This is a genomic window from candidate division KSB1 bacterium (genome assembly GCA_034506395.1).
GTDB lineage: Bacteria > Zhuqueibacterota > Zhuqueibacteria > Thermofontimicrobiales > Thermofontimicrobiaceae > Thermofontimicrobium.
In genome coordinates this window covers 44,282-65,629 of the sequence record JAPDPQ010000009.1, presented here as the reverse complement: position 1 = coordinate 65,629, position 21,348 = coordinate 44,282, and the positions used below count along the sequence as shown (strand labels likewise).

General features: G+C 46.1%; 14 protein-coding genes. 2 read left to right on the top strand and 12 right to left on the bottom strand.

The genetic code is table 11. The features are described 5' to 3' along the window. Window positions 1-31 precede the first annotated feature (31 nt). The 11 genes from ONB37_07875 to ONB37_07825 form a co-directional block, all read right to left on the bottom strand. Window positions 32-3,229, bottom strand: coding sequence for a T9SS type A sorting domain-containing protein (locus ONB37_07875; GenBank protein MDZ7400063.1), 3,198 nt, complete (start codon window positions 3,227-3,229; stop codon window positions 32-34). Between the two features lie 287 nt (window positions 3,230-3,516). After that, the gene (locus ONB37_07870) at window positions 3,517-3,789 is read right to left on the bottom strand and encodes a YlxR family protein (protein ID MDZ7400062.1); all 273 of its coding nucleotides are present in this window, start codon (window positions 3,787-3,789) and stop codon (window positions 3,517-3,519) included. A 55-nt stretch (window positions 3,790-3,844) separates the two neighbouring features. Then, the gene (locus ONB37_07865; GenBank protein ID MDZ7400061.1) at window positions 3,845-7,429 is read right to left on the bottom strand and encodes a S8 family serine peptidase; all 3,585 of its coding nucleotides are present in this window, start codon (window positions 7,427-7,429) and stop codon (window positions 3,845-3,847) included. Between the two features lie 464 nt (window positions 7,430-7,893). Next, window positions 7,894-10,131: a T9SS type A sorting domain-containing protein gene (locus ONB37_07860; GenBank protein MDZ7400060.1), complete on the bottom strand. Its 2,238-nt coding sequence runs from the start codon at window positions 10,129-10,131 to the stop codon at window positions 7,894-7,896. Between the two features lie 514 nt (window positions 10,132-10,645). Beyond that, window positions 10,646-11,134, bottom strand: coding sequence for a hypothetical protein (locus ONB37_07855; protein MDZ7400059.1), 489 nt, complete (start codon window positions 11,132-11,134; stop codon window positions 10,646-10,648). Beyond that, a complete protein-coding gene (mpl, locus tag ONB37_07850) occupies window positions 11,131-12,555 on the bottom strand; it encodes a UDP-N-acetylmuramate:L-alanyl-gamma-D-glutamyl-meso-diaminopimelate ligase (protein MDZ7400058.1) in 1,425 nt (474 codons plus the stop codon). Before mpl ends, ONB37_07855 begins: the two co-directional genes overlap by 4 nt. Continuing rightward, complete coding sequence (locus ONB37_07845) at window positions 12,555-12,968, bottom strand: thioredoxin family protein (GenBank protein MDZ7400057.1); 414 nt, start codon at window positions 12,966-12,968, stop codon at window positions 12,555-12,557. The genes mpl and ONB37_07845 overlap by 1 nt, the downstream gene beginning before the upstream one ends. Window positions 12,969-13,102: 134 nt before the next feature. Then, window positions 13,103-13,915, bottom strand: a complete 813-nt coding sequence (locus ONB37_07840; protein MDZ7400056.1) for a DUF4115 domain-containing protein — start codon at window positions 13,913-13,915, stop codon at window positions 13,103-13,105. Further along, window positions 13,912-14,514: a Maf family protein gene (locus ONB37_07835; GenBank protein MDZ7400055.1), complete on the bottom strand. Its 603-nt coding sequence runs from the start codon at window positions 14,512-14,514 to the stop codon at window positions 13,912-13,914. The genes ONB37_07840 and ONB37_07835 overlap by 4 nt, the downstream gene beginning before the upstream one ends. A 550-nt stretch (window positions 14,515-15,064) precedes the next feature. Next, window positions 15,065-15,589 (bottom strand): cob(I)yrinic acid a,c-diamide adenosyltransferase, encoded by a 525-nt coding sequence (locus tag ONB37_07830; protein MDZ7400054.1) that lies wholly within the window; start codon window positions 15,587-15,589, stop codon window positions 15,065-15,067. Between the two features lie 62 nt (window positions 15,590-15,651). Further along, the gene (locus ONB37_07825; protein ID MDZ7400053.1) at window positions 15,652-16,314 is read right to left on the bottom strand and encodes a hypothetical protein; all 663 of its coding nucleotides are present in this window, start codon (window positions 16,312-16,314) and stop codon (window positions 15,652-15,654) included. Between the two features lie 325 nt (window positions 16,315-16,639). Here ONB37_07825 and ONB37_07820 point away from each other — a divergent pair, with 325 nt between their 5' ends. After that, complete coding sequence (locus ONB37_07820) at window positions 16,640-19,327, top strand: bifunctional acetate--CoA ligase family protein/GNAT family N-acetyltransferase (GenBank protein ID MDZ7400052.1); 2,688 nt, start codon at window positions 16,640-16,642, stop codon at window positions 19,325-19,327. A 104-nt stretch (window positions 19,328-19,431) separates the two neighbouring features. On the opposite strand, the gene ONB37_07815 is transcribed toward ONB37_07820, so the two are convergent. Continuing rightward, window positions 19,432-19,674: a hypothetical protein gene (locus tag ONB37_07815; protein MDZ7400051.1), complete on the bottom strand. Its 243-nt coding sequence runs from the start codon at window positions 19,672-19,674 to the stop codon at window positions 19,432-19,434. Window positions 19,675-20,321: 647 nt separating this feature from the next. On the opposite strand from ONB37_07815, the gene ONB37_07810 reads away from it, so the two are divergent. Continuing rightward, window positions 20,322-21,242, top strand: coding sequence for an ATP-binding cassette domain-containing protein (locus tag ONB37_07810; GenBank protein MDZ7400050.1), 921 nt, complete (start codon window positions 20,322-20,324; stop codon window positions 21,240-21,242). The last annotated feature ends 106 nt before the right edge of the window (window positions 21,243-21,348 follow it).

Sequence of the window (21,348 nt, the reverse complement as noted above, 5' to 3'; positions counted from 1 at the left end):
CTAAGTCGGATCATGCCTGCGCTGTCAAAGACTATCGCACCAGCATCATCTTTTTCATATCAGAGAAGGAGCCTGCTTTCATCTGATAGAAATAAATGCCCGATGCAACGCTTTGACCGTCGGAATCGGTCCCATCCCATAAGGCGATATGATAACCTGCTTTCATTTCCTGATTCACTAGCGTCTTAATCGCCTGACCACTGGTGTTGTAAATGGTAATGACGACATGCGAGCTAGTCGGAAGCCGGAAGCTGATCGCTGTGGTTGGATTGAATGGGTTGGGGTAGTTCTGCGCAAGGCCGAACTCGGTTGGAATGGCACTGGCCGACCGATCCTCTACATTGGTGAGCACTGATGTCTCATTGGAATATTTGCTCTCGTTCAGGCCAAAGTCAGTAGCAGTCACCACATAGTAGTAAGTCTTCCCTACGGTAGCAGCGGCATCGGTGTAACTCAAATCAACGGTATAAGCCAATGGTGTTGAAGGATAATTGCCGCTGACTTCGCTTCGGTAAACAGAGTAATACCGGACATCTTCATCAGGGCTGGCTTCCCAGGTAATGATATTGGTGTTATTCTGTCCGATCGCCATGACATTCATCGGAGGATGCGGAGCCAGGTTATCAACGGATTTCCCGCTGACGATCTTTGAGTTGACAAACACCGTGGGATCACTGGTATGAGCGGATACCATAAAGCCGGTTTCCACGCCATCTGCCAGCGTCGGAGCCACATAATTATAGACTGGATCAAAGTGAGCTGGGATAGTGGCAATGAAATCATATTGCGTGCTGCCCAGAACAAACGAGTCCCCAGGTTTGCCAGGATTTGAAAGCATTCTTTTCAGATCGGTAGCAGCAGCCACCCTTGCAAGTCCAGTGGTGGGAATGACGCGCCATAGGTTATAATGTGTGACTATATGCTGTTCAAAATCCCCATAGCGGCCTTCATTCCATAATTTCAGATCATTAAATGAAGCTTTCCAAGTGACCCGCACCTGTTTTCCTTGGTCATCGGGAATATCAGCAACATTGGTGATTCTGGCATAATCAAGGCCGCCATAAACCACCATATCCTCGAAGCTAATCCCGGTGATGTAAGAATTCTCAGATTTGACAGCGATCATGACCATCATCTTCTGGCCGCCCATCTTGAGCGCTGGGGTGAGGTCCACATGCAGGTAACTTGTATATGGCAGGACCGGCGTGCCATAATAGTAGTTCGGTAAGCGGCGCGAGTCGTTGGCCAAACCATCATAATCCTGCCATACGAAGGCTGCTTTCCAGGTCTTTCCACCATCGATGGAGAAGTGGATCTCAAACGAAGTTTTTTGCATGCCAAATGGTGGACCCAATGCTGGATGGAACGTTCGGAAATAGACGTAATACCGCATAAACAACGTTCCATTTGGCCCGATTTCAGAAATATCGAACTCTGGTGTAATCAGCGCTTCATCTAAGACCTCGGAGCTATCGTAAGGAGCCACAACATCGGTACCGGGATCAAGGTTGCCCCAGGCATAAGATATTAATGCTCCGCCATGCCCATAAATGAGTCCAGAATCATATTCCCATTTATTGACATTTAAGCCTGTCGCTTTGCATCCGCCGCCGTTGATCACAGTGAATCCCAGATCCTCCAATGTGCTCCCCCCGGCGCGCTGCTGGAAATCCTGTTGATAGACCACATTTGTATAAGGTGCACCATATACCAAGAAATCGACGCGAAAAGTGTTATTCTTGACATCATTATCCTGCGCGTATGAAACCTTTCCGCGGAACAAATAATGACCCGGTTCTTTAACCAGCCATTCTCTGGCTGGGTTGGTCGGAATAACCACTTTTTGGCCTGAAGCAAAATTAGTAACTGCTAAGGTACCAAACATCGCTGGATGAACAACAACAGTATCTCCCGTGGTGATATCAGCAATTTCACCGGTCCATTGCAGGGTTGCAGTAATACTATTTAACCCAGCATTGGCAACGACAACGCCCAAATTCACCTTTTTATCAACAGCTATGGTATTGAATCCAGTGGCGCCCAAAGCGGTTACATCGAAAGGCAATAATCCAATACCATATAGGGTCACATCGTCAATGAAAAATCCTCTCCCAGCCGTGGAAGCTCCGTCAGATTCCCATTGGATTGCGATGCGAATGCTATCGCCAGGATTAATTGATACACCGAATCCTGGGACGACAATAGGCTCTGCTGCCTTCCAAGCAGGAGATGGATTGGCAGAACCTGTGACGCTCCCAAAGCGAGCCCCTGGGGCAAATCCATTTTTAACGATAGTCGACGTGCCAGATTCTCCACCGTCATCATAGAAGAATGTGGTGCTGGCATCGCTCACTTTAATCTCATCAATGCCCCAGAATCCCTCAGCAGTACCATAATCGCCCTTGCTGCTAAAGCGGATTTTTACCACCTTGCCAATGAAATCCGAGATGTCTAAGCTCACGTTTGTCCAGGTCAATTGTTTGGTGCTGCCATCGTAAAATGCGAGAGTCTTGTAGGATACGAAATTGTCGGTCGAAATGTCCACTGAGTAATAATCAAATTCGACCTCTGAATCGTATTTGTGTAAGAAGGTTAGATTTACCGGAGCGGTTGCAGAGGTCAAATCGATTGCTGGCGTCACCAACCATTGGCGCCAATGCTGGATATCTTTCGGAACCATCCACCACGAACTGGTTCCCGCGCCAGGATCGGTATTGGTGAACTGCCACCAGCATTCGGCAGATCCCACCAAATGATGCCAGCTATTGCCAGCAGGAGTATCAACATCATAATTATAACCGAGCTTCAAACCTTTCAAGGGGCTGGTCACACCACCAGTGGTCACTTCCGTTGGGAGGTAAATCACCGGAGAAATAACGAAATCCAGCTCTTCATCCAATCCCAATTTGGCATGCCAGCTTGTGCTTGGGCTTGAGAAGTTCGTATTGCTCGGTTCCCAACTGCTCACTGGCTGATAGGCACGATTGCCTGCTGCTGTAGCGACATGGTTCCAACTGGCATCGATCACCCAGTTCGGTTTTCCTCCTTCAAAATCATCACTGAAGATGACTGGGTCGGCCAGGGATTGGTTATCAAATACACTAATGGTACTGAGGGAATTTTTCGTGGAACGATGCGGCTGTTTCTTTGGAGCACTTGCCTGGATGGTGACCGCCATGAGGAAAATCGCTGCGATCATCAGGACCAAAATTGGAAGCTTTTTTACCATAAATACCTCCATGGTTTGTGGTGAAGTAAGTTGATTGGGGATTTTAAAATCCAAAAAAGAAAAATTTTGATTCGCTCTCACCTCCTCGAAAGATATGTGTTTTGCATCATCGTAATATTTGACTTAATTTGGATTTGTGCGGCAATTAGGTGAAGATCAGAACAACATTTTTAGAATGGTGAATAATAAAAAAATTTAATCAAAATGTCAAGTATTAATTTTTATTTTATACATTTTTTTAATTGATAATTAGCCATGAATTTTATAATAAAACGGCCATGTTAAGGTCATTTTTCTTTTTTTGATGATAAAAGCTGAATGAGCTCATCATACAAGGATCCAGGGACATCGGATCGAAACGATCGATTGAACCCTCGCTTTCGCTTTGCTTTGATTGCGCAATCTAAATTGCGGCACACATAGGCGCCTCGCCCAGCTTGCTTTTGTTGCCAATCGATCTCATATTTTCCTTCTCTCGTTCGGACAATTCTGAGTAGATCTTTTTTATGTCGCGGCGTCCCACAGCCGACGCAGATTCGATACCAATTTGGTTGGGCCATTGCTTCTCACCAATTCATTAATCCAGCTAAATCATCATGAGAAAATGGTTCGATGCTATTTTAATAATACCATCTTTATTGCTTTCGACGCCAATGGGGATGAATCTTCCTGTTGATCTTTTATTTTGACTTTTGCGAAATAAATGCCACTGTCACAGCGAGATCCCCGATGATCGCTGCCATCCCATACAATGCTATGCTGGCCAGATAGTTGCCACCCGAGCGATTTTTGCTGAACCAATTGGCCGATCAAATTAAAGATTTCTAATTCAATCGACGCCGAGACAGCAAGTTCGTAATGAATTTCAACGGATAGATTGAATGGATTGGGCGCGACATTTATAAGTCGAACCGACAGAAAACCCTTTTGCATGATGATATTCGGAGAAGAGACCCCGGCTTCGTTGTCAACCAGCAGCGCGATGTCGTCGATGAACCAGCCGTCCATGGGCTGTACCTGAAGTGCATCGGAAAGCATGCGGAAGCGCAAGCATAGCGTGTCCGTTCCTTCTTGATAGAAATCGCTGAGCGGATAGAACCTTTGATACCACTTATCCGCCATGCCCGAAACTGGAGCGCCAACGGGCTGCCAAGTATTCCGATGATCGAGACTCACTTCGACAAGCCCAACATCGCCATCACTCTCCAATTGATGCTTTGTCCAAAAAGAAAGTATCAAATTTTTTAGTTGATTTCGCGGCAGGCCGAATTTGCAATTAAGCCGAATGTCGATATTGGTTGGATAGCTTTTGCTGGGATAACTGGTGATGCAATATCGCCCTGAATGGGCTTGCAGCTCATCGAGTCCCCAGCCATTGTTCTCCGACTCCCAAAATGTCAGGCCATATTCGAAGCCTTCGATGCCAATTCGATAGGAGAACGTTTCGGAGCTTGCCCGGTTGGGTGGAATGGATGAATCGTTAGCCGAGAACCAGTAAAATATTTTTTCCCCCAGACTGGCGATAGGTGGAATAACCGCATCGAACCAGCCAGCTTCTCGCAGCGTCATTCGGATGCTATCGCAAATCCCAATGGTTTGATAATGCAACCAAACTGAGGCTGGATCGACAGCGACGTTATCCTTGACAAACAGCGCGACTTCCCGCGGTTGATTCTGAATGAAAATATCATTTAACCGAATATGGAACAATTCAGGCGGAATTGTATCTTGTCCAATCGAAATTGAAAATGGCCGCTCAAAACCCGCCAGCGGCAACTGAAAAGAATAGTAAGGTGTTTGAAGTTGGAAGTAATATTGGAGTTTGCCAGAGTAACCGCGTAAAGCGATGGAGCTGATGAACTGATGATCTTGTTTTTTAATTAAGGGTGCTGAGTTGAATTTTTGCATCTCATCGGTTCGCCAAAACAGCAACAGCGATTGCATATCATTGACCAGAGGTGAAAGGGTCACTGAAAGCGAAAGCGAATCTGGGGCTACGGGCAGATCTCCTGGCGGCTGATGCCGAAGTGGGCCTAATCTATCGATAATGCGATGCAATAGTTCGTTTCGTGTCTTCGATTGCCGATCTGGCGGATCGAATTGCGAGGCATCGACGGCCTCAAATCCAAATCCAAGATAGAGCACCGAATGTTCTCCCTCAAAACTCACTCCTGCTCCTCGGCCATTTTCATATTGAAATGACCTCTGAGCGTCTGGGGTGGGCTCGATCCATTCTGGAAATTGAAAGTGATAGGGGATTTGTGGCTGGTAAATATCGAATTCTAATCCCTGGCCAATAGTTCCAGGTATTCCAATGACGCGCTGCGACCCACTATGATCAGCCCGATAAATGGCATGCAGATAATCGCGATAGAATTGCTCAGTTAGACTTGTGTGCTGATCCCCAGCGGGATCTGCGAGGTCCCAGCCAATGTCCTGACCGGAAATGAACAAACTTCCTCCCTGATCAAGATAATGGGCAATGGCCGCCCGATCTGGATCCTCTAAGCTGGGAAAGGCCCATTCGCAACTCCAGATCACCATCGGAAAAAACGACATCAGTTGCGGGGAGGGACTGCCCAGTTGCGCATGATTCCAGAGCAGATAGCTGACGTGCGCTTGATCCAATATTGTTGTATAAAATCCTTCAACGTTACGCTCGCCATTTTCGTCGTCATCCACAAGTAAGATCGCGCTTTTGCCGATGGCGACGAACACCGTATCGCTCCCTCCAGTTCCATTATCCAACTGATAATTTAATACAAATTGTACCAAATGGGGCGTTGCTTGAGATCGAATTCGAAAACTGAGTTCCTTAGGAACGATAGTTATGGCATCAGCGGGCAAATGGGACAATGTAGCGATCCGATTTAGCGGGATGATATCCGCATCCTGACTTATTAACGCGATGGTCAAGTTTCGACCGGGGCTAATCGCATAGTTCCGATACCATGCATCGACACCAATGATCTCATTTCGCTCGAACAATCCATTCCCATTTCCCCAAACGGAATCGTTGAATGCCACTTTGAACAGGCTCACCTTAGCTGGCTCCTCCTCCTGAACGTCCTCAGTCAGTGCTCGAAACGCATTGACGCGACCATAACCGATCAGCCCATCATACCGCAGGTTAATTTGGTCAATGGGGTCACTCGTCATCACCACTTGTCGGGCGATTTGCAACGGGGAGAATTGAGGGAATTTTCTGATCAATAAAGCCACAACTCCTGCTACGACTGGGCTTGCCATGGATGTCCCAGAAAATTCGCCATAACTGCCGCGCTCGACGGGAAAGGTGCTGAACAGCCCAGGTCGTCCTCCACGGACATCGCCGCCAGGGGCGGAAATATCGATGAATTTGCCGTAATTTGAATAGCTGGCTTTTTCATCGAGATCATTCACCGCTGCTACTGCGATCACATGCACATAACTGGCTGGGTAAAAGTTATCCTGCACATTGGAATTTCCAGCGGCTGCGACGATGAGGCAGCCTTTTGCCGCAGCGTAATTAATCACATCTTGTTCAAATTGGGAAAACGGTCCGCGCCGGCCCCAGCTAACATTGATCACCTTTGCTCCTTGATCTGCGGCATAGACTATGCCCTCATAACCGAAAGGAATCTGGCGGGTATCAGCATCCGTGCTGGCTTTGATCGGCATGATCGAACAATTCCAGCTCACGCCTGCCACACCGATGAAATTGTCGGTCACCGCACTTGCAAGCCCAGCAATGTGGGTCCCGTGTGAAGTGATCGACGCGGGATCTGTCCCATGACTCGGGTCATTATCATTTTCTCCGAAATCCCAGCCGTGAATATCGTCAACGTACCCATTGCCATCGTCATCCACATTAGGCAAACCGGCGGCTTCTACATTATTCGTCCAGATATTGGCGGCTAAATCGGGATGCCGATAATCCGTGCCATTGTCAACAATTGCGATGACTGTGCTGCCATCTCCCTGCTGATAATCCCATCCGCGAAACATCTGAATCTGTCCGAGATGAGACTGTCGGCCAAGCAGCGAGTCGTTGGGAATTGTCTCGGCTGCAAAAGAGACATATTTGGGTTCGACATATTCAAATATCTTCCAGCTCATAAGCTGACTGGCTATTTCATTCGGCGGAAATACTGGATCGAAATAAACGGAATAAATTCGGGATAAGGTAGCGGACCTTGAATGAAGCGGAAAGGCCGGCATGACATGGAACATCAAAGAAGGTCGTTGGAAATGCCACAGAGTTTGAATTTGGGTTTCGGGTTTCAGTTTTGCTATAACTACTCCGGGTAGGTAGCTCGTTCTTGCCTCTTGCTCGGTGTTTGCTGCAAACGAAAATTCTGTGAGCAATAAGAATAAAAACGTGAATATATTTTTATTGATGGAATGGTTTTTCATTTTGGCCTGATCGATAGATTTTTGCTTATCGGATCTGTGTTGATTGCCCAAGAGATGCAGCTAAATTCGCTTTTTGCCCTCGTCACAATTCGCATTGAATGCTTTTTGCCTAATAGATCGGTTTTGTATCGCCTAATAGATTTCGCTTATTGAGAAGAAAAAGCCTGCTATGCCGCCAGGTGGCAGCCTCCGATAAAAAAGCCGCTGGGGAGAATCTTCTCCCCAACGGCTTTATACTCATCACTTACCCTGAAAAAGCTATTAAGAGTTTAGCGCAACAGCATCATCTTCAAGGTCTTGGAGAAGTCACCAGATTCCAGTCGGTAGAAATAGACACCGCTGGGCATATTGGTCGCATTCCAAGTGATCTGGTAATTGCCGGCTGGCTGGATTCCATTGACCAGTTCAGCAACCTTCTGTCCTAGGACATTATAGATCGTTAAATTCACCCGTCCAGATTTGGCGATGCTATAGCTGATCTTCGTCTCCGGATTGAAGGGGTTAGGATAGTTCTGATGCAGGTTATAGCTCGCTACCAAACCTGGTTTTGAATTATCCACGGCTGCGGGTTTTTCAGGAGCGCCGAGCCATTTCAGAGCATTGTAGAGCACGCTGGTCTCCTGTGAATCAAATTCTGGCCAGTGGTAATTGGCATTGGTATATGGCGGATTGATATCCAACGCCAGTTGATCGAGCGCAATAAAGACCGTTTTAGTAGTAGTGCCGTCTTTATGCAAGCCCATGGGTTGTCCTGAAGCCTTGTCAGAGAAGCAAGCCACTGCCCCTTCACCAGCATCCAGGCCATCAGACCAATCATTGAATCCCAACTCATAAGCGGGGTTATGCAGCAACTGGAAGCTGCTGTCCTTGCAGAGCTTCGCTATTCCACCGGTGATCGGATTATTTTCTACTGCATTCACTGGCCATGGCTGATTTGGAGTGCCGGTATAACCTGCAGCGGCATACTGCAGATCATGCTTCACCCCTTTAATGCCCAAGAAAACATGATGCCAGTCATCAGCAGCATAAGTTGTGTCTGTCCAATTCGTCTCATAGCCCAAGAACTCTGGAGATGACCAGAATAAAAATTTCTTTTTCTCAGCCGTTCCAGAGGCTAACCAGGCCTTGAACTCTTCGCTATCGAGATTGACAGGACCGCCGCCATCGATCCGCACAATATAATCGAACATATTCAGCAGGTCGCTGGTTGCCGCGCCGTCAGCAACGCCGTTCCAAGTATCATGCATATGTGGCGCCTGATGCCAATAATAGGTATTTGCATCGCCAGTCGATAGCGTTTCATCATTATAATAGAACAAAATATCTGTGGTTTTAGCGAAGTAACCGTAAGAGAATTCATCGGTCTTCGAGGTCAAACCACCGCCATCGGTCATTTCGAAGTAGAAAGTCAACACATCGCCGGGCTTAAGGGTGCCAGCGGGGATATCTCCCTTCCAAAGCCCATCGGTTTTGGTTCCCTCGGCTAAGCTCATTGGGGCTTTTTTCCAATCGCCGCCATTGACGTTGTAGACAATATTTGCTTCCTTGATCCCGGCGGTGGCATCATTACTTGCGTCGATATCCACTGCATAGCATTCCAGAGTTCGGGCTGCATCGCTCAAAACAGATCCATACGGTCCACCTGGCGTCAATACGGGTGGGGTATTTTCATAATACTCCACTACGGCATAGGCATAAAAACCGATCGCTTGGCGCAGATGCCAGTTGCCTGTGCTGACGTACCATTTCCAAAGCATCTGCTGCCGGGTAAGCGCAATCCCTTGTGTATCATCAAAACCGCCTTCGGAGTTGGAAGGTCCATAAGGAACAATGGCAATCACAAAATCTTTGCCTTGGCAATCCGCTTCCATCCCTAGCCATTCCATTCTAATAACTTCATCCACATCACTTGGTGTGGCAATAATGGTGGCTGGGAAGCTGCCCCAGAACATGCTGCCAACAGGGGGATTGGGATAATTTGCAGCATACCAAGGATTAGGATTCCACACGCCATTGACCCACTGTCCCAAAATATAATTTGCAGGAGCACCTGGCTCTGCTTTGCCATCATAATTGGCAAAATTCAAGGATACATTCAAGCCATCCCAAAGGATCGGATAAAGCTCTGGGTTGTTTTGCCAGTAGCCGCAATTGAAGCCGATCTCGAGGACTTTGCATCCAGCGCCCGGGCTGAAATAAACGGCGAAGGTATCACCTGGGTCGCCCCCAAAATATGGACCACTTGTGCTACCTGCATTTTTCGGCGTTGTAAACAGAGTGTCGATGATCGTAGCTGGCTTGGTTAACTTGTGCATTCCGGCCGGCTTGTTCAAAAGCGCCTTGGCCTCTTTTTCTGTCAGCGGAATCATGATATTGTCGTTTTTGCCATCGGATAAGCTGGGCATCAAAAGCGCATATTTGGATTTCTTGCTATCGATTTTCCCAAATACATTCCCAGCAATCAAACCAACAGCGATAAAAACTATTAGTAACATGCTTCTCTTCATAGAAACTCCTCCTTGTTAATCCCTGAATTGTAATTGGTGAGATATTGATTTATTAAAAAATACTGGTCAGAAAAATTTGCTTTTTCGCTTCACCTCCTTCGCAAAGAGATTTTTATAGGGTAAGTGATATTAAGTTGGAAAGCTGTGAATGATCTGAAAATAAAATGTTAAAAGCCTATTACCATTCCGCTGCTTATGCAATGAACTATATTCCTATTGACACCGATCGATTAATCGTTTAAAGCTCATAAGCATTTGAGCGAGTAATGCTTCAATCCATTACTTGATGCATCGGTGTTCGCCCAAAAGAACGGTCACAATTTTGATGAGAATGTCAGGATAGAATGAAATATTCAAGATTGAGTGATAAAAAACAAATATTATGCCATTTCATTAACTACTTTTCATGTTAGTTAACTCTTTGAAATCAATGAATCGCTATGGTGTACAATTCGCTTTCCATTGAAACGTCGTGCAAACTCTTACACAGCTTGAATTGAAAAGTTTTGCACGATCAAAGGATTTTGATCTTTTTAATGATCCTTTTCAATGATCGGCCAAATTTTGCTTGCCGAATCTCTAATCGCCGATCAGCACCTTCACCCACGCTTTTCGTCTCAATCCCATCAAAGTCCTTGAGATAATTATGAACAATAAACCGCTCATAATTGCCCAAATACGGCATCACGATCGTTTCCCCAGTTTCCAACACTTTTTCAGCATTTTGTTTGGCTAACCGTTTCAAATTTCCAACTGGGATAACTTTAAGCACAAATTGATCGCCCTGGCGATAGGTTCGGGTTTCATATTCATCCTTCTTGGTATCGAAAAAACTATGGATTTTCTTGCGCTCAAAACTGTTGAGATTTTCCACGCAATAGGGCTCTAGTGAATCGCGGAGTTTCCGCTGAATATCAATCAGAATTTGATCGATTTTGCTCATGTTGACTCGCTGTTCGCTGCGACGAATCGTTCGTTTCTTCTTCTCCATAGCTGCTATCATCTCACTCCAAATCTATCATTTAGCTTTGTGATTAATCGTTGATGAATATTATCAAAGGCACCATTGCTCATGATCAAGACTTGATCCCCAGGCATCACCCGAGGGACGATAAAATCGACGATTTCGGGGACAGTTGGGATGTAATAAGCTTCCTTTTGACGTCGTGTTAGTTTGGCGACGACGGATTCCACAGACATCCGCTCTTCAGCTCGGACTTTTTCTGGCAAATGCAGCGCCGCAAGAATGATAATATCTGCCTCATCGAACGCTTTGGCATATTCATCTTCCATGATCTTTCGTTTGGCCGTCGCAGTGCGTGGCTCATAGACCGCCCAGATTTTGCTTTTTGGATAGCGACAGCGCAGACCATTAATGGTCGATCTGACTTTGGTGGGATGGTGAGCGAAATCGTCGTAAATCGTCACCCCATTGACCGTGCCTTTGACCTCCAATCGTTTGACAATGTTCTGAAATTGTGCAAGCCCAGGAACAATCACCTCTGGTGTCAATTCGAGCCGATTGGCAACCCCAACTGCGGCCAGGACGTTGCGGATATTATGGTAACCAGTCAAAGGAACAGTGACCGTAGCAAATTTTTTGTCGCGCTGAAAGATGTCGAAGGTTGTGCGATCAGGATAAAAATGAATCTCCTCGGCGCGCCAAAAGGCATCGGGTGCGAGCCCAAATGTCTCCACTGGACAAAAGGCCCGAGGCGATAGCTCCATCACGTTGGCATCCTCTCGATTGGCCAATAGCAACCCATTTCGCGGCACCAAATTGATCAGACGACGAAAAGCCAATTTGATCTGATCAAGATTATCATAGATATCGGCGTGGTCGAATTCGATGTTATTGATGACCAAAATATGGGGCAAATAATGAAAGAACTTGGCGGCCTTGTCGAAAAATGCAGTGTCGTACTCATCCCCTTCAACTACGAACAGATCGCTATTTCCAACTTTAAAGCCCTGACCGAAATTTTTAGGGATCCCACCAATCAGAAAGCTGGGATCTTTGCCAGCAAACTCCAACAACCAGGCGATCAATGATGTCGTGGTCGTTTTGCCGTGAGTCCCTGTCACCACAATAGATGTTTTGCCCTGAATAAAAAAATTTTTTAGTGCTTCTGGGAGCGAAGTATAGGGGATTTTTCGCTCGAGCACTGCCTCCACCTCTGGATTACCGCGCGACATCGCATTGCCGATGATCACCAGGTCTGGCTTTGGATCAAGATGGGCAGGATCAAATCCTTCATAAACCTGAATACCCTGGGAAGCTAAGAAGGTGCTCATGGGGGGATAGACATGGCTATCCGAACCAGAAACTTTGTACCCTTGAGATTTTAACATTGCCGCCAATGAACCCATGGCGGTACCACAAATGGCGATCATATAGATGTCTTTTACTTCGCGCAGCAGCATTATTTCTTCCCAATTCCAGATTCAATGATTTCTAACAGATCCTGCTCTAAGCTTACTGTTGCTGATTCGACAATGCGCCCGATCTCTTCATCTTGTTGAATTACCACAAATGTGGGCACAAATTCAATCTGATATTTTTCGGCAAGCCCGAAAGCATCTCGTTTCGAGCGATCCAATCCGATGAGCTGATAGCTAATTGGCCCACCTTTTGTCAATTCCATAATTTTGAGAAATCGTGGGACTTCCCGCTCCGAATCGGGACACCACGTCCCTAAAAAAACGAGGATCTGAATGTCGGACCCGAGCGAACGCAGCGCGGAGAGAGCCTCAGGATCGGGCTGATACGCAACCTTGCCGCTTCGATATGCTGCCAGATTATCTAATAATTGTTGCGCCGTTAATTCCCCAGTCATGATAAGCCTCGAAGGCATTGCTGTGCGGCTGCGATCCATCTTCGGCTGGTGCTGAGTGCACGATAGTATCATTCCGATTTGCACAAGAATAAGCGCCCATCTCATTGTGAGAGTAAACTTTTTCGTGGTTTTCATTATAGTGTGCTCTTTTGAATTCCTTGCTCGGTTAAATCGAATTTAACCACTTCTCCAGCATGTCCCAGCTTCCCCAGATCTTGGCCATTTAGGTACAGCCGAACTCCGGCTGCATTACCGATGCGTAGTTTGAAGCGCTCTCGGGCCTGCCAGCGCTGGTTCGCACCGCTTTCAAAAGTAAGTTCCTTTGCCAAGCTATCGTCAACTACAATTTGTAACCAGGTTTTCTCTAGAGCTTTTAGCTCTAAACTTAAAAATTTTGGCGCTGGGACAATTTGGCTACTATCCGCTGCGATCTGATTCGTATCGCTAATCGCCGTATCAGGCAATACGCTGACAATTTCGGGTTGAGCCCTAACCACTGGTTCATCGCTTTGAGTTTTGATGAATGCAATCACGGCAACGAATATAACCAAGGCGATTAGCCCAATCCAAACCGTGCGCATTTGACGCAGGTAAGGTTTCAATCTGTCAAGAATTGCGGTGATTTGGTTCCGCAAGCTCCAGCGTTTGGCTGGTTCGGGTGCTGCTGTTTCAGCAACCACTACAGGTTCGCTCGCCTTTTTTCGAGCACGAATGTCATCATATTCGTCTAGCCAATCCACCCAATTTCCGCCCAATTGTTGAAGATACAGTTTTAAAAAACTTCTGACGTAAAGTTCTGGTAGAAAATTGAAATTCCCCTCTTCGAGATTCTTAAGATAGCCGATGTTGATTTTGGTCCGCTCGGCAATGGATTTCAAATCGAGTTTTTGTTCTTCTCGAAACTTTTTCAGCTTATTGCCAAAGGCAATCAGGTCCTGTTCTCTCAATTTTTTCCTTCCCCGTTTAAAATCGTCCTCAAGGCAAGAAATAATTTGGTAAGCGGCAAACCAACGACGTTGTAGTAGTCACCAGTGATGGACTCAACGAAAATAGCCGCATCATCTTGAATCCCATAAGCGCCAGCCTTGTCGAAGGGTTGACCCGATTCGATGTAAGCCTCAATTTCCCATGGCTCCAACTGTCGAAATTTCACTTCGGTGACTTCATAATCGCTTATGCTGCGCTGCTCTGGGACACTGATGATGGAAAAACCCGTGTACACTCGATGCACTCGACCGCTCAATGAGCTTAGCATTTGATAGCTCTCTTTGCGGTCCTGAGGCTTGCCCAATATTTTCCCATCAAGGACTACGATCGAATCCGCGCCAATCACGACCCCAGAATCGATCTGCTGCGCTGTTGCAGCCGCTTTATGCATGGATATAGACATCACCAACTGCTCTGGGCTGAAAATCTCAGGCATGGGCTCATCGAAATGGGTAGCGCAAATCTCAAATGTCGGAATGACTTTTTTCAGCAGCTCGATCCGCCGCGGTGATTGACTGGCTAGAACAATCCGCTTTGTCACAGGATTCAAAATCGGCATGATATGTGATTCTGTTAAGTCCCCTCTTTAGCTAAAATAATGTATAATTAATTTTTTTGAAAAAGTCAAGCGAAATTTTTATCGAAATGGCTGTATTTCAATTATCGCTCATTGGTTAAATTTACAATCACTCCGCTGTTTGACTATGATGAGTTCAAGCATCGAAATGTCTTGAGACTGGGAGTACGTTAAGAGTCTTCTGCAAAGATCAACTATCTGCAACCAAAACTCCTATCTCTCCGAATTTAGGCATTTATTCAGCTTCTTGTTCGTTGAAAAGGATATTGCCTCCATCAAAGAAATGACAGGGAAATGAGCAACATGATTCATTGCTACGATTCAGTAGGATAAACTAAATATGCAATCTCCTGCTGAACTCTCAAATTGAATGGAAGCCCCTTGGGAGGTAAGCAGTTCAAATGAGCTGAAAAGAACCCTTTCTTAGTGCCTATTAGTTTTCCACCTGATGCATCAATTTGAAGTGAATTACAATTTTGAAGCATAGAAGAGTTGAACAATCGCGAATCAGGCCGAACGAATAAATGAGCGATTATCGTTCGATCCCATCGCGTGCTATTACCTGCTGGCGATAATAGTGCTTCACCTCGGCCATTTCGGTGACAAGATCAGCTTTTTCGATCAGCGCTGCTGGGGCATAACGGCCAGTTAAGATTAGTTCCACTGATGTCGGTTTATTATTGACAAATTCCATCACTTGCTTTAGGGTGAGCAGCCTGAAATGAATGGCGACCAAAATCTCGTCCAAAATGATAATTTGAAATCGCCCAGACATCATGGCCTCATAGGCTTTAGCCAGCCCAGCTTGCGCCATTTTGATGTCCTCCTGTTCGGGCCGATCGATATGGACAAACGTATTTTTGCCGAATTGCTCAATAGTAATCTCAGCAATGCCATGCAAGCTCTCGAGTTCGCCATAAAACTGGCCTTTCATAAATTGGGCGATATAAGTCCGCAATCCATGACCAGCCGCGCGAACCGCTAGCCCCAATGCCGCAGTGGTTTTGCCCTTGCCATTGCCAGTATAAATCTGAATATACCCTCTTGGCCATTTCATAGTCATCGAATTCCCAGTATGATGTAAAACTGATATTGCTGTCATCATGAGATGCCCCGGCATTATTTTCCGAGGTAATAGCGAAGACAGAGGGCAAAACTCAAGTATGGATCGATCCGTGTCACTTTTTCATCGACTGTGCTGGCTGGTTTGGTCAGCGTTTTTCCTCGAGTTTTCAAATAGGTGAAATTAGAAATGAGTCCAACCAGCAATTTGTCACTAAATGCGTCCGTAAATACCCCAGCTTCAACGAGTGTTCCTGGGCCATGTCGCTTGCGGGAGCTTTTTAATTCACCGAAATAGGGGTGATCGAGCCGGGTAATGAACCAATAATACGCAGCGCCAGCGCCAACAAACCCTTCGAGCTGATCTTTGAACTGAAAGCGGTAGCGCATCGTCAGCGGAAAGCCATAAATATTTACTGATTCTTGAATCAGCCCGTAGTAATAATCGTAGTAGTAATCAGGGTTCTGAGGCGACGAACTGCCGAAATCGAAAGCGAGATTAAAAAGTTCAAAGTGCTTGGTGAGTTGATAGCCCAAACCGAATCGCAGTGAAAAGCCAGAGAGCATATCGTCGCTGGTTTGGTCGGCCACAGGGAAACGGATGCCAAACCAGAATTCTGAAGTAAAGCGCTTTGGGTTCTCAAAACTGGGCGAGCCAGCGATCAAAATAGAATTTAACCCAACCAAAAGAATGAATAGCGAAAAAAAGTTTTTCATCATAATTCACCTTTCATTTTCTGCCGCAGCGAAGACCTATGCCCGTTGAGAATGAAACTGAACAGAGTAAAATGATCATCGGGCGACGATCGCGAGGCGATGGGTCATCGCTTTTTCAGCATGTCAGAGTCATTTTCATATAACCTCAATATAGTGCTAAGTTTTGAGATTTGCAAGCGAAAAATATGTGGTATTTGATCGGAGATTTCGCTATATTTAGGGCTAATAAGAGCAACAGCAGGTTTTGTATCACGAGCGATTGAAGCTTGTGCTTGTTTATTTGTAGAAAAGTACAGATCATGATGGTTAATTGAATAAGGAGTGAGCATTGGATATCCATAAATTGGATCGTATTTTCAAGCCCCAGCGCATTGCGTTGATAGGGGTGACGCCGAACCCGAAAAGTGTTGGAGGCAAAGTGCTCAGCAATCTGGTGGGAGGAGGTTTTCGCGGTGTGGTTTATCCGGTGAATCCGAGCAGCGAAGCCGTCCTTGGCATTCAATGTTACCCAGATCTGAAAAGTTTGCCCAAAACTCCAGATTTGGCAGTGATTTGTAGCCCAGCCGAACAAGTTCCCGACCTTGTGCGACAATGCGGCGAGAATGGCGTTTTGGGGATTATCATTCTTTCCGCCGGTTTTCGGGAGATCGGGCAGGCAGGCAAAGTATTGGAATTGCAGATTCGCTCCGAGGCCAGTCGGTTCGATGGGATGCGGATCATCGGGCCGAATTGCCTCGGCATCATTGTGCCAGGCGAGAATCTCAATATCAGCTTTGCCCAGGGCATGCCCAAGAAGGGGCATGTGGCATTCATTTCTCAATCTGGGGCGCTTTGCACATCCGTGCTGGATTGGGCGCTTGAAGAAAAAGTCGGGTTTTCATATTTCGTCTCCATTGGCAATACGCTTGATGTCGATTTTGGGGATTTGATCGATTATTTTGGCGAAGATGAAGCCACCAAGTCGATCCTGTTGTATATCGAATCGATTGAACAGTCCCGAAAATTTATGACAGCGGCGAGAGCTTTTGCCCGAACCAAACCGATCGTTGCTTACAAAGCAGGCCGTTTCCCCGAGTCTGCTGAAGTCGCGGCTTCTCATACCGGCGCTATGGCGGCTGAGGACGCCGTTTATGACGCGGCGTTTCAGCGAGCTGGCATCGCCCGCGTGCTCAATATTGGAGAGATTTTCGATGTGGCTGAGCTCTTGGGACGTCACAAAATTCCCAAAGGACCTCGGTTGGCAATTGTAACGAATGCGGGTGGACCTGGTGTCATGGCCACCGATGCGTTGATCGCGGAGCATGGTGTTTTGGCAAAATTGTCAGATGATACCATTATGAAGCTGAATGAAAGTCTACCCCATTTCTGGTCTCATGGCAACCCGGTGGATGTATTAGGAGATGCGCCGCCCAAAAGGATCGCCCGCGCTACAGAGATTGTCCTACAAGATCCAAATGTTGACGCGGTATTGATCATCATCACCCCCCAAGCGATGACCGACCCGACCCTTACGGCGCAGCGCATCAGCGAACTGACAGAACAATCCAATAAGCCATTGCTTGCAGCCTGGTTGGGCGGCCACAGCATGCGCGATGGGATTCGCTGGCTCAACGATCGAGGCATTCCAACCTATTCAACTCCAGAGCAAGCGGTTCGTGCGTTCATGACCATGGTCGCCTATGCCAGAAATCTCGAAAGTCTCTATGAAACTCCTAAAGATATTCCGGTCCAATTCTCTATCGATCGCGAACAGCTTAGGGCCCAATTCAATGCCATGATTTCAGGACAAGAAGAGATCTTAACCGAAGAGGTTTCCAAACAACTTTTGGATGCCTATGGCATTGCGGTGACCCGTCCTTTTCTGGTTCGATCGGAGCAGCAAGCAGTAAAGATAGCCGAACAAATTGGCTACCCAGTGGTGCTGAAAGTCCTCTCCCCAGATTTGCCCCATAAAACCGACGTTGGCGGCGTGATGTTGGATCTTAGGGACGCTGAATCGCTGGTCCGTGCCTATCGACAGATGTCCAATACCATTGCCATGCGTCGACCCAATGCGAGAATCACCGGCTTCACTGTGCAACAAATGATCCAAGATGAAGAAGGCGTCGAATTGATCCTGGGAATCAAAAAGGACCCGGTGTTCGGAACTGTCGTCATGGTGGGGCTTGGCGGCATCACTGCGGAACTGTTTGGTGATCGCGCTTTGGGGCTACCGCCGTTGAACGAACGGCTGGCTCGCCGGATGTTGGAATCGCTCAAAATTTGGCCCTTGCTCTGTGGTTATCGCGGTCGTCCAGCTATGAACATAGAGGGATTGATTGAAATCATGATCCGGCTGTCCTATCTTGCTGCCGATTATCCAGAGATTAAGGCGTTGGATATCAATCCATTATTGGTTACGCCGAGACAAATTATCGCGCTGGATGCCCGAGTTCAAATCGACCGCAGTGTGCTGGGCAAGGAGATCAAACCGTACGCTCATTTGGCCCTGCGTCCTTATCCTGAAGAATATGTTCGCGGCGCCGTCTTGAAAAATGGCACTTCAATTATCCTGCGACCAATTAAGCCAGAAGATGAACCAATGTGGATGGATATGTTGGCCAGTTGCTCCAGAGAATCAATCTATCAACGTTTTCGTTATTTTTTCCAATGGGCCTATCATGAGGTGGCAGTGCGGTATTGCTTCATTGATTATGATCGTGAGATCGCCATTGTGGCAGAATTGAACGAAAATGGCACCCGAAAGCTCCTTGGTGTGGGACGGCTTGTGGGCGATCCCGACCTGAATACTGCGGAATACGCTGTGTTGGTCACTGATGCTTGGCAGGATAAGGGATTAGGAAGCTTGCTTACCGATTATTGCATCGAAATTGCCCAAAGCTGGGGAGTCAAGAAAATTGTGGCCCAGACGACAACTGATAACCCTCGGATGATCGCCGTATTTCAAAAACGGAATTTCTCGATCGAGATCGATCCCTTGAGCTCGCTGGTCGAAGTAGAAAAGATTTTAAACTGAATCGTCAGAATAGCCTTTATTCCTGTTGAAGCGGGGCAAACTTGGATCGCCAGTTAAACTTTTATCAATCGATTGAATGCAGCAAATTTTGCCCAGTTGCAGCATTATTCTTGTTCAATTGAGCTGGAATCGGACATCAAATCATCACAAATCTCTTCGATCTCGTCACGATATTCCTCTGGAGCCTCCAGATGGCCCCAGCCTTTCTGAAATTGGTACAAACCATTCAGGGCGAAATCGTGATACGATTTGATGAGATGAGGGATATTGCGTTCTTTCAAGATGGCCTCCAGGTGTCGCGCTTCTATTTCATTTTCAAAAATGATGATCTTGACAAATTCTGCCATATTAAGCTCCTATGTTTTTGATCGACCCGTTTTTTCGAACATAAAATTCTTCTTGGACCAAAACCCGATGGAACTTCTGAAACAAGTTGAGTCGGTGATTGGGCTGGCTTAATTCCCGAGGTAGCTATGCCCTCATTCAATGCTATTCTAATCCATCCATTCAAATCAAGTTTGAAGGTTAAATATAGAATAAAAAAATCTGAAAAACAAGCCCAATTTCGGTTAAATTAGATTCTTTTCAAACGCTCAATCTTCCATTCGGAAGGCAGCTTCGTCCGATCTATCGAGTCCAAAAAAGTATTTTTTCCGTCAATTACATTTCACCTTTATCCCTCAGCCAGCCAATATTTGATTGAGCACCTTCTTCATAACAATTTTGATCTTGACTGAAACATTCTCCCTAATTTTGAGTAAAGAGATTATCAAAAACCAAATATCTTAAACCGAGCGATTTCACTACGTATCGAAAGCCTTAATTATTAATCGTACTAACTGATCAAAATAGAAATAAAACGAATCATTATGGCGAGCTGAATCATAGTCAGATGAATCGGATATCAAACCCACTCCTATGTTTTCGCAACTCAACTATTCGATATTTGGTAATAGACTCAGAATAGCGCTCATTAATTTTCGTGAGGAAAAAAATGAAAGTTCTCCAGGTTGAAAACATTAGCAAGTCTTTTGGAAATCTCAAAGCGGTTGATCAGCTCTCATTTGAGGTCGGCGAGGGCGTCATTTTCGGATTGCTTGGGCCCAATGGCGCTGGGAAAACCACGACGATTCGGATGATTAATAATATTATTATCCCAGACTCTGGGCGCATTTCGATTTTAAACCATGGCGATTTTACAACTGCTTCAAATCATATTGGGTATCTCCCAGAGGAACGGGGCTTATATCGAAAGATGAAAGTGGGGGAGCTACTGCTTTTTCTGGCGCGATTGAAGGCCATGCCGAAAGGTGAAGCTCAAAAAGACATCGATTATTGGCTCCAGCGGCTCGATTTAATGGAATGGAAAAAGAAGAAAGTCGAGGAGCTTTCCAAGGGCATGCAGCAAAAGCTTCAGTTCATCGGCACCATTCTCCATAAACCGAAATTATTGATTCTGGACGAACCGTTCATGGGACTCGACCCAATCAATACCAATCTTATCAAAGACATTATGCTGGAGCTAAAAAATAATGGAGCAACGATTATTTTTTCCACGCATCTGATGGAGAGCGCGGAAAAACTCTGTGACGAAATCCTATTGATCAATAAGGGCAAAAATGTGCTTTCTGGCCGATTAGCCGAGGTCAAGAAGCGGTTCGGACGAGAAAATGTGGTGCTCGAATTCCACGGCGATGATGGATTCCTCAGGACCTCGGATCAGATCAAAAAGTATGACTATTATGGCAATTTTGTTGAGATCCAGTTGCAACAGCACGCTGATCCCCAGAAATTGTTGATTGAAGCCATGAGACATGCCCAAATCAGAAAATTTGAAATTAAAGAGCCATCACTTAATGAGATCTTTATCGAAACAGTTGGTAATACGCAGACCATATCAGACAATTTAGCCTAAATATTACCAGACGAATTGGGCAGCAGTGAAAACGCAACCCAGTTTCAACTAAATTGATAATCGAAGATTTTGATATTGCTAAAACATTATCTCAAGTCCGTGCTAA

Coding starts and splice junctions, on each gene's coding strand:
- ONB37_07875 (MDZ7400063.1), bottom strand. CDS start 3,229: ATGGTAAAAAAGCTTCCAATTTTGGTCCTGATGATCGCAGCGATTTTC.
- ONB37_07870 (MDZ7400062.1), bottom strand. CDS start 3,789: ATGGCCCAACCAAATTGGTATCGAATCTGCGTCGGCTGTGGGACGCCG.
- ONB37_07865 (MDZ7400061.1), bottom strand. CDS start 7,429: ATGCCGGCCTTTCCGCTTCATTCAAGGTCCGCTACCTTATCCCGAATT.
- ONB37_07860 (MDZ7400060.1), bottom strand. CDS start 10,131: ATGAAGAGAAGCATGTTACTAATAGTTTTTATCGCTGTTGGTTTGATT.
- ONB37_07855 (MDZ7400059.1), bottom strand. CDS start 11,134: ATGATAGCAGCTATGGAGAAGAAGAAACGAACGATTCGTCGCAGCGAA.
- mpl (MDZ7400058.1), bottom strand. CDS start 12,555: ATGCTGCTGCGCGAAGTAAAAGACATCTATATGATCGCCATTTGTGGT.
- ONB37_07845 (MDZ7400057.1), bottom strand. CDS start 12,968: ATGACTGGGGAATTAACGGCGCAACAATTATTAGATAATCTGGCAGCA.
- ONB37_07835 (MDZ7400055.1), bottom strand. CDS start 14,514: ATGCCGATTTTGAATCCTGTGACAAAGCGGATTGTTCTAGCCAGTCAA.
- ONB37_07830 (MDZ7400054.1), bottom strand. CDS start 15,589: ATGAAATGGCCAAGAGGGTATATTCAGATTTATACTGGCAATGGCAAG.
- ONB37_07825 (MDZ7400053.1), bottom strand. CDS start 16,314: ATGATGAAAAACTTTTTTTCGCTATTCATTCTTTTGGTTGGGTTAAAT.
- ONB37_07815 (MDZ7400051.1), bottom strand. CDS start 19,674: ATGGCAGAATTTGTCAAGATCATCATTTTTGAAAATGAAATAGAAGCG.
- ONB37_07810 (MDZ7400050.1), top strand. CDS start 20,322: ATGAAAGTTCTCCAGGTTGAAAACATTAGCAAGTCTTTTGGAAATCTC.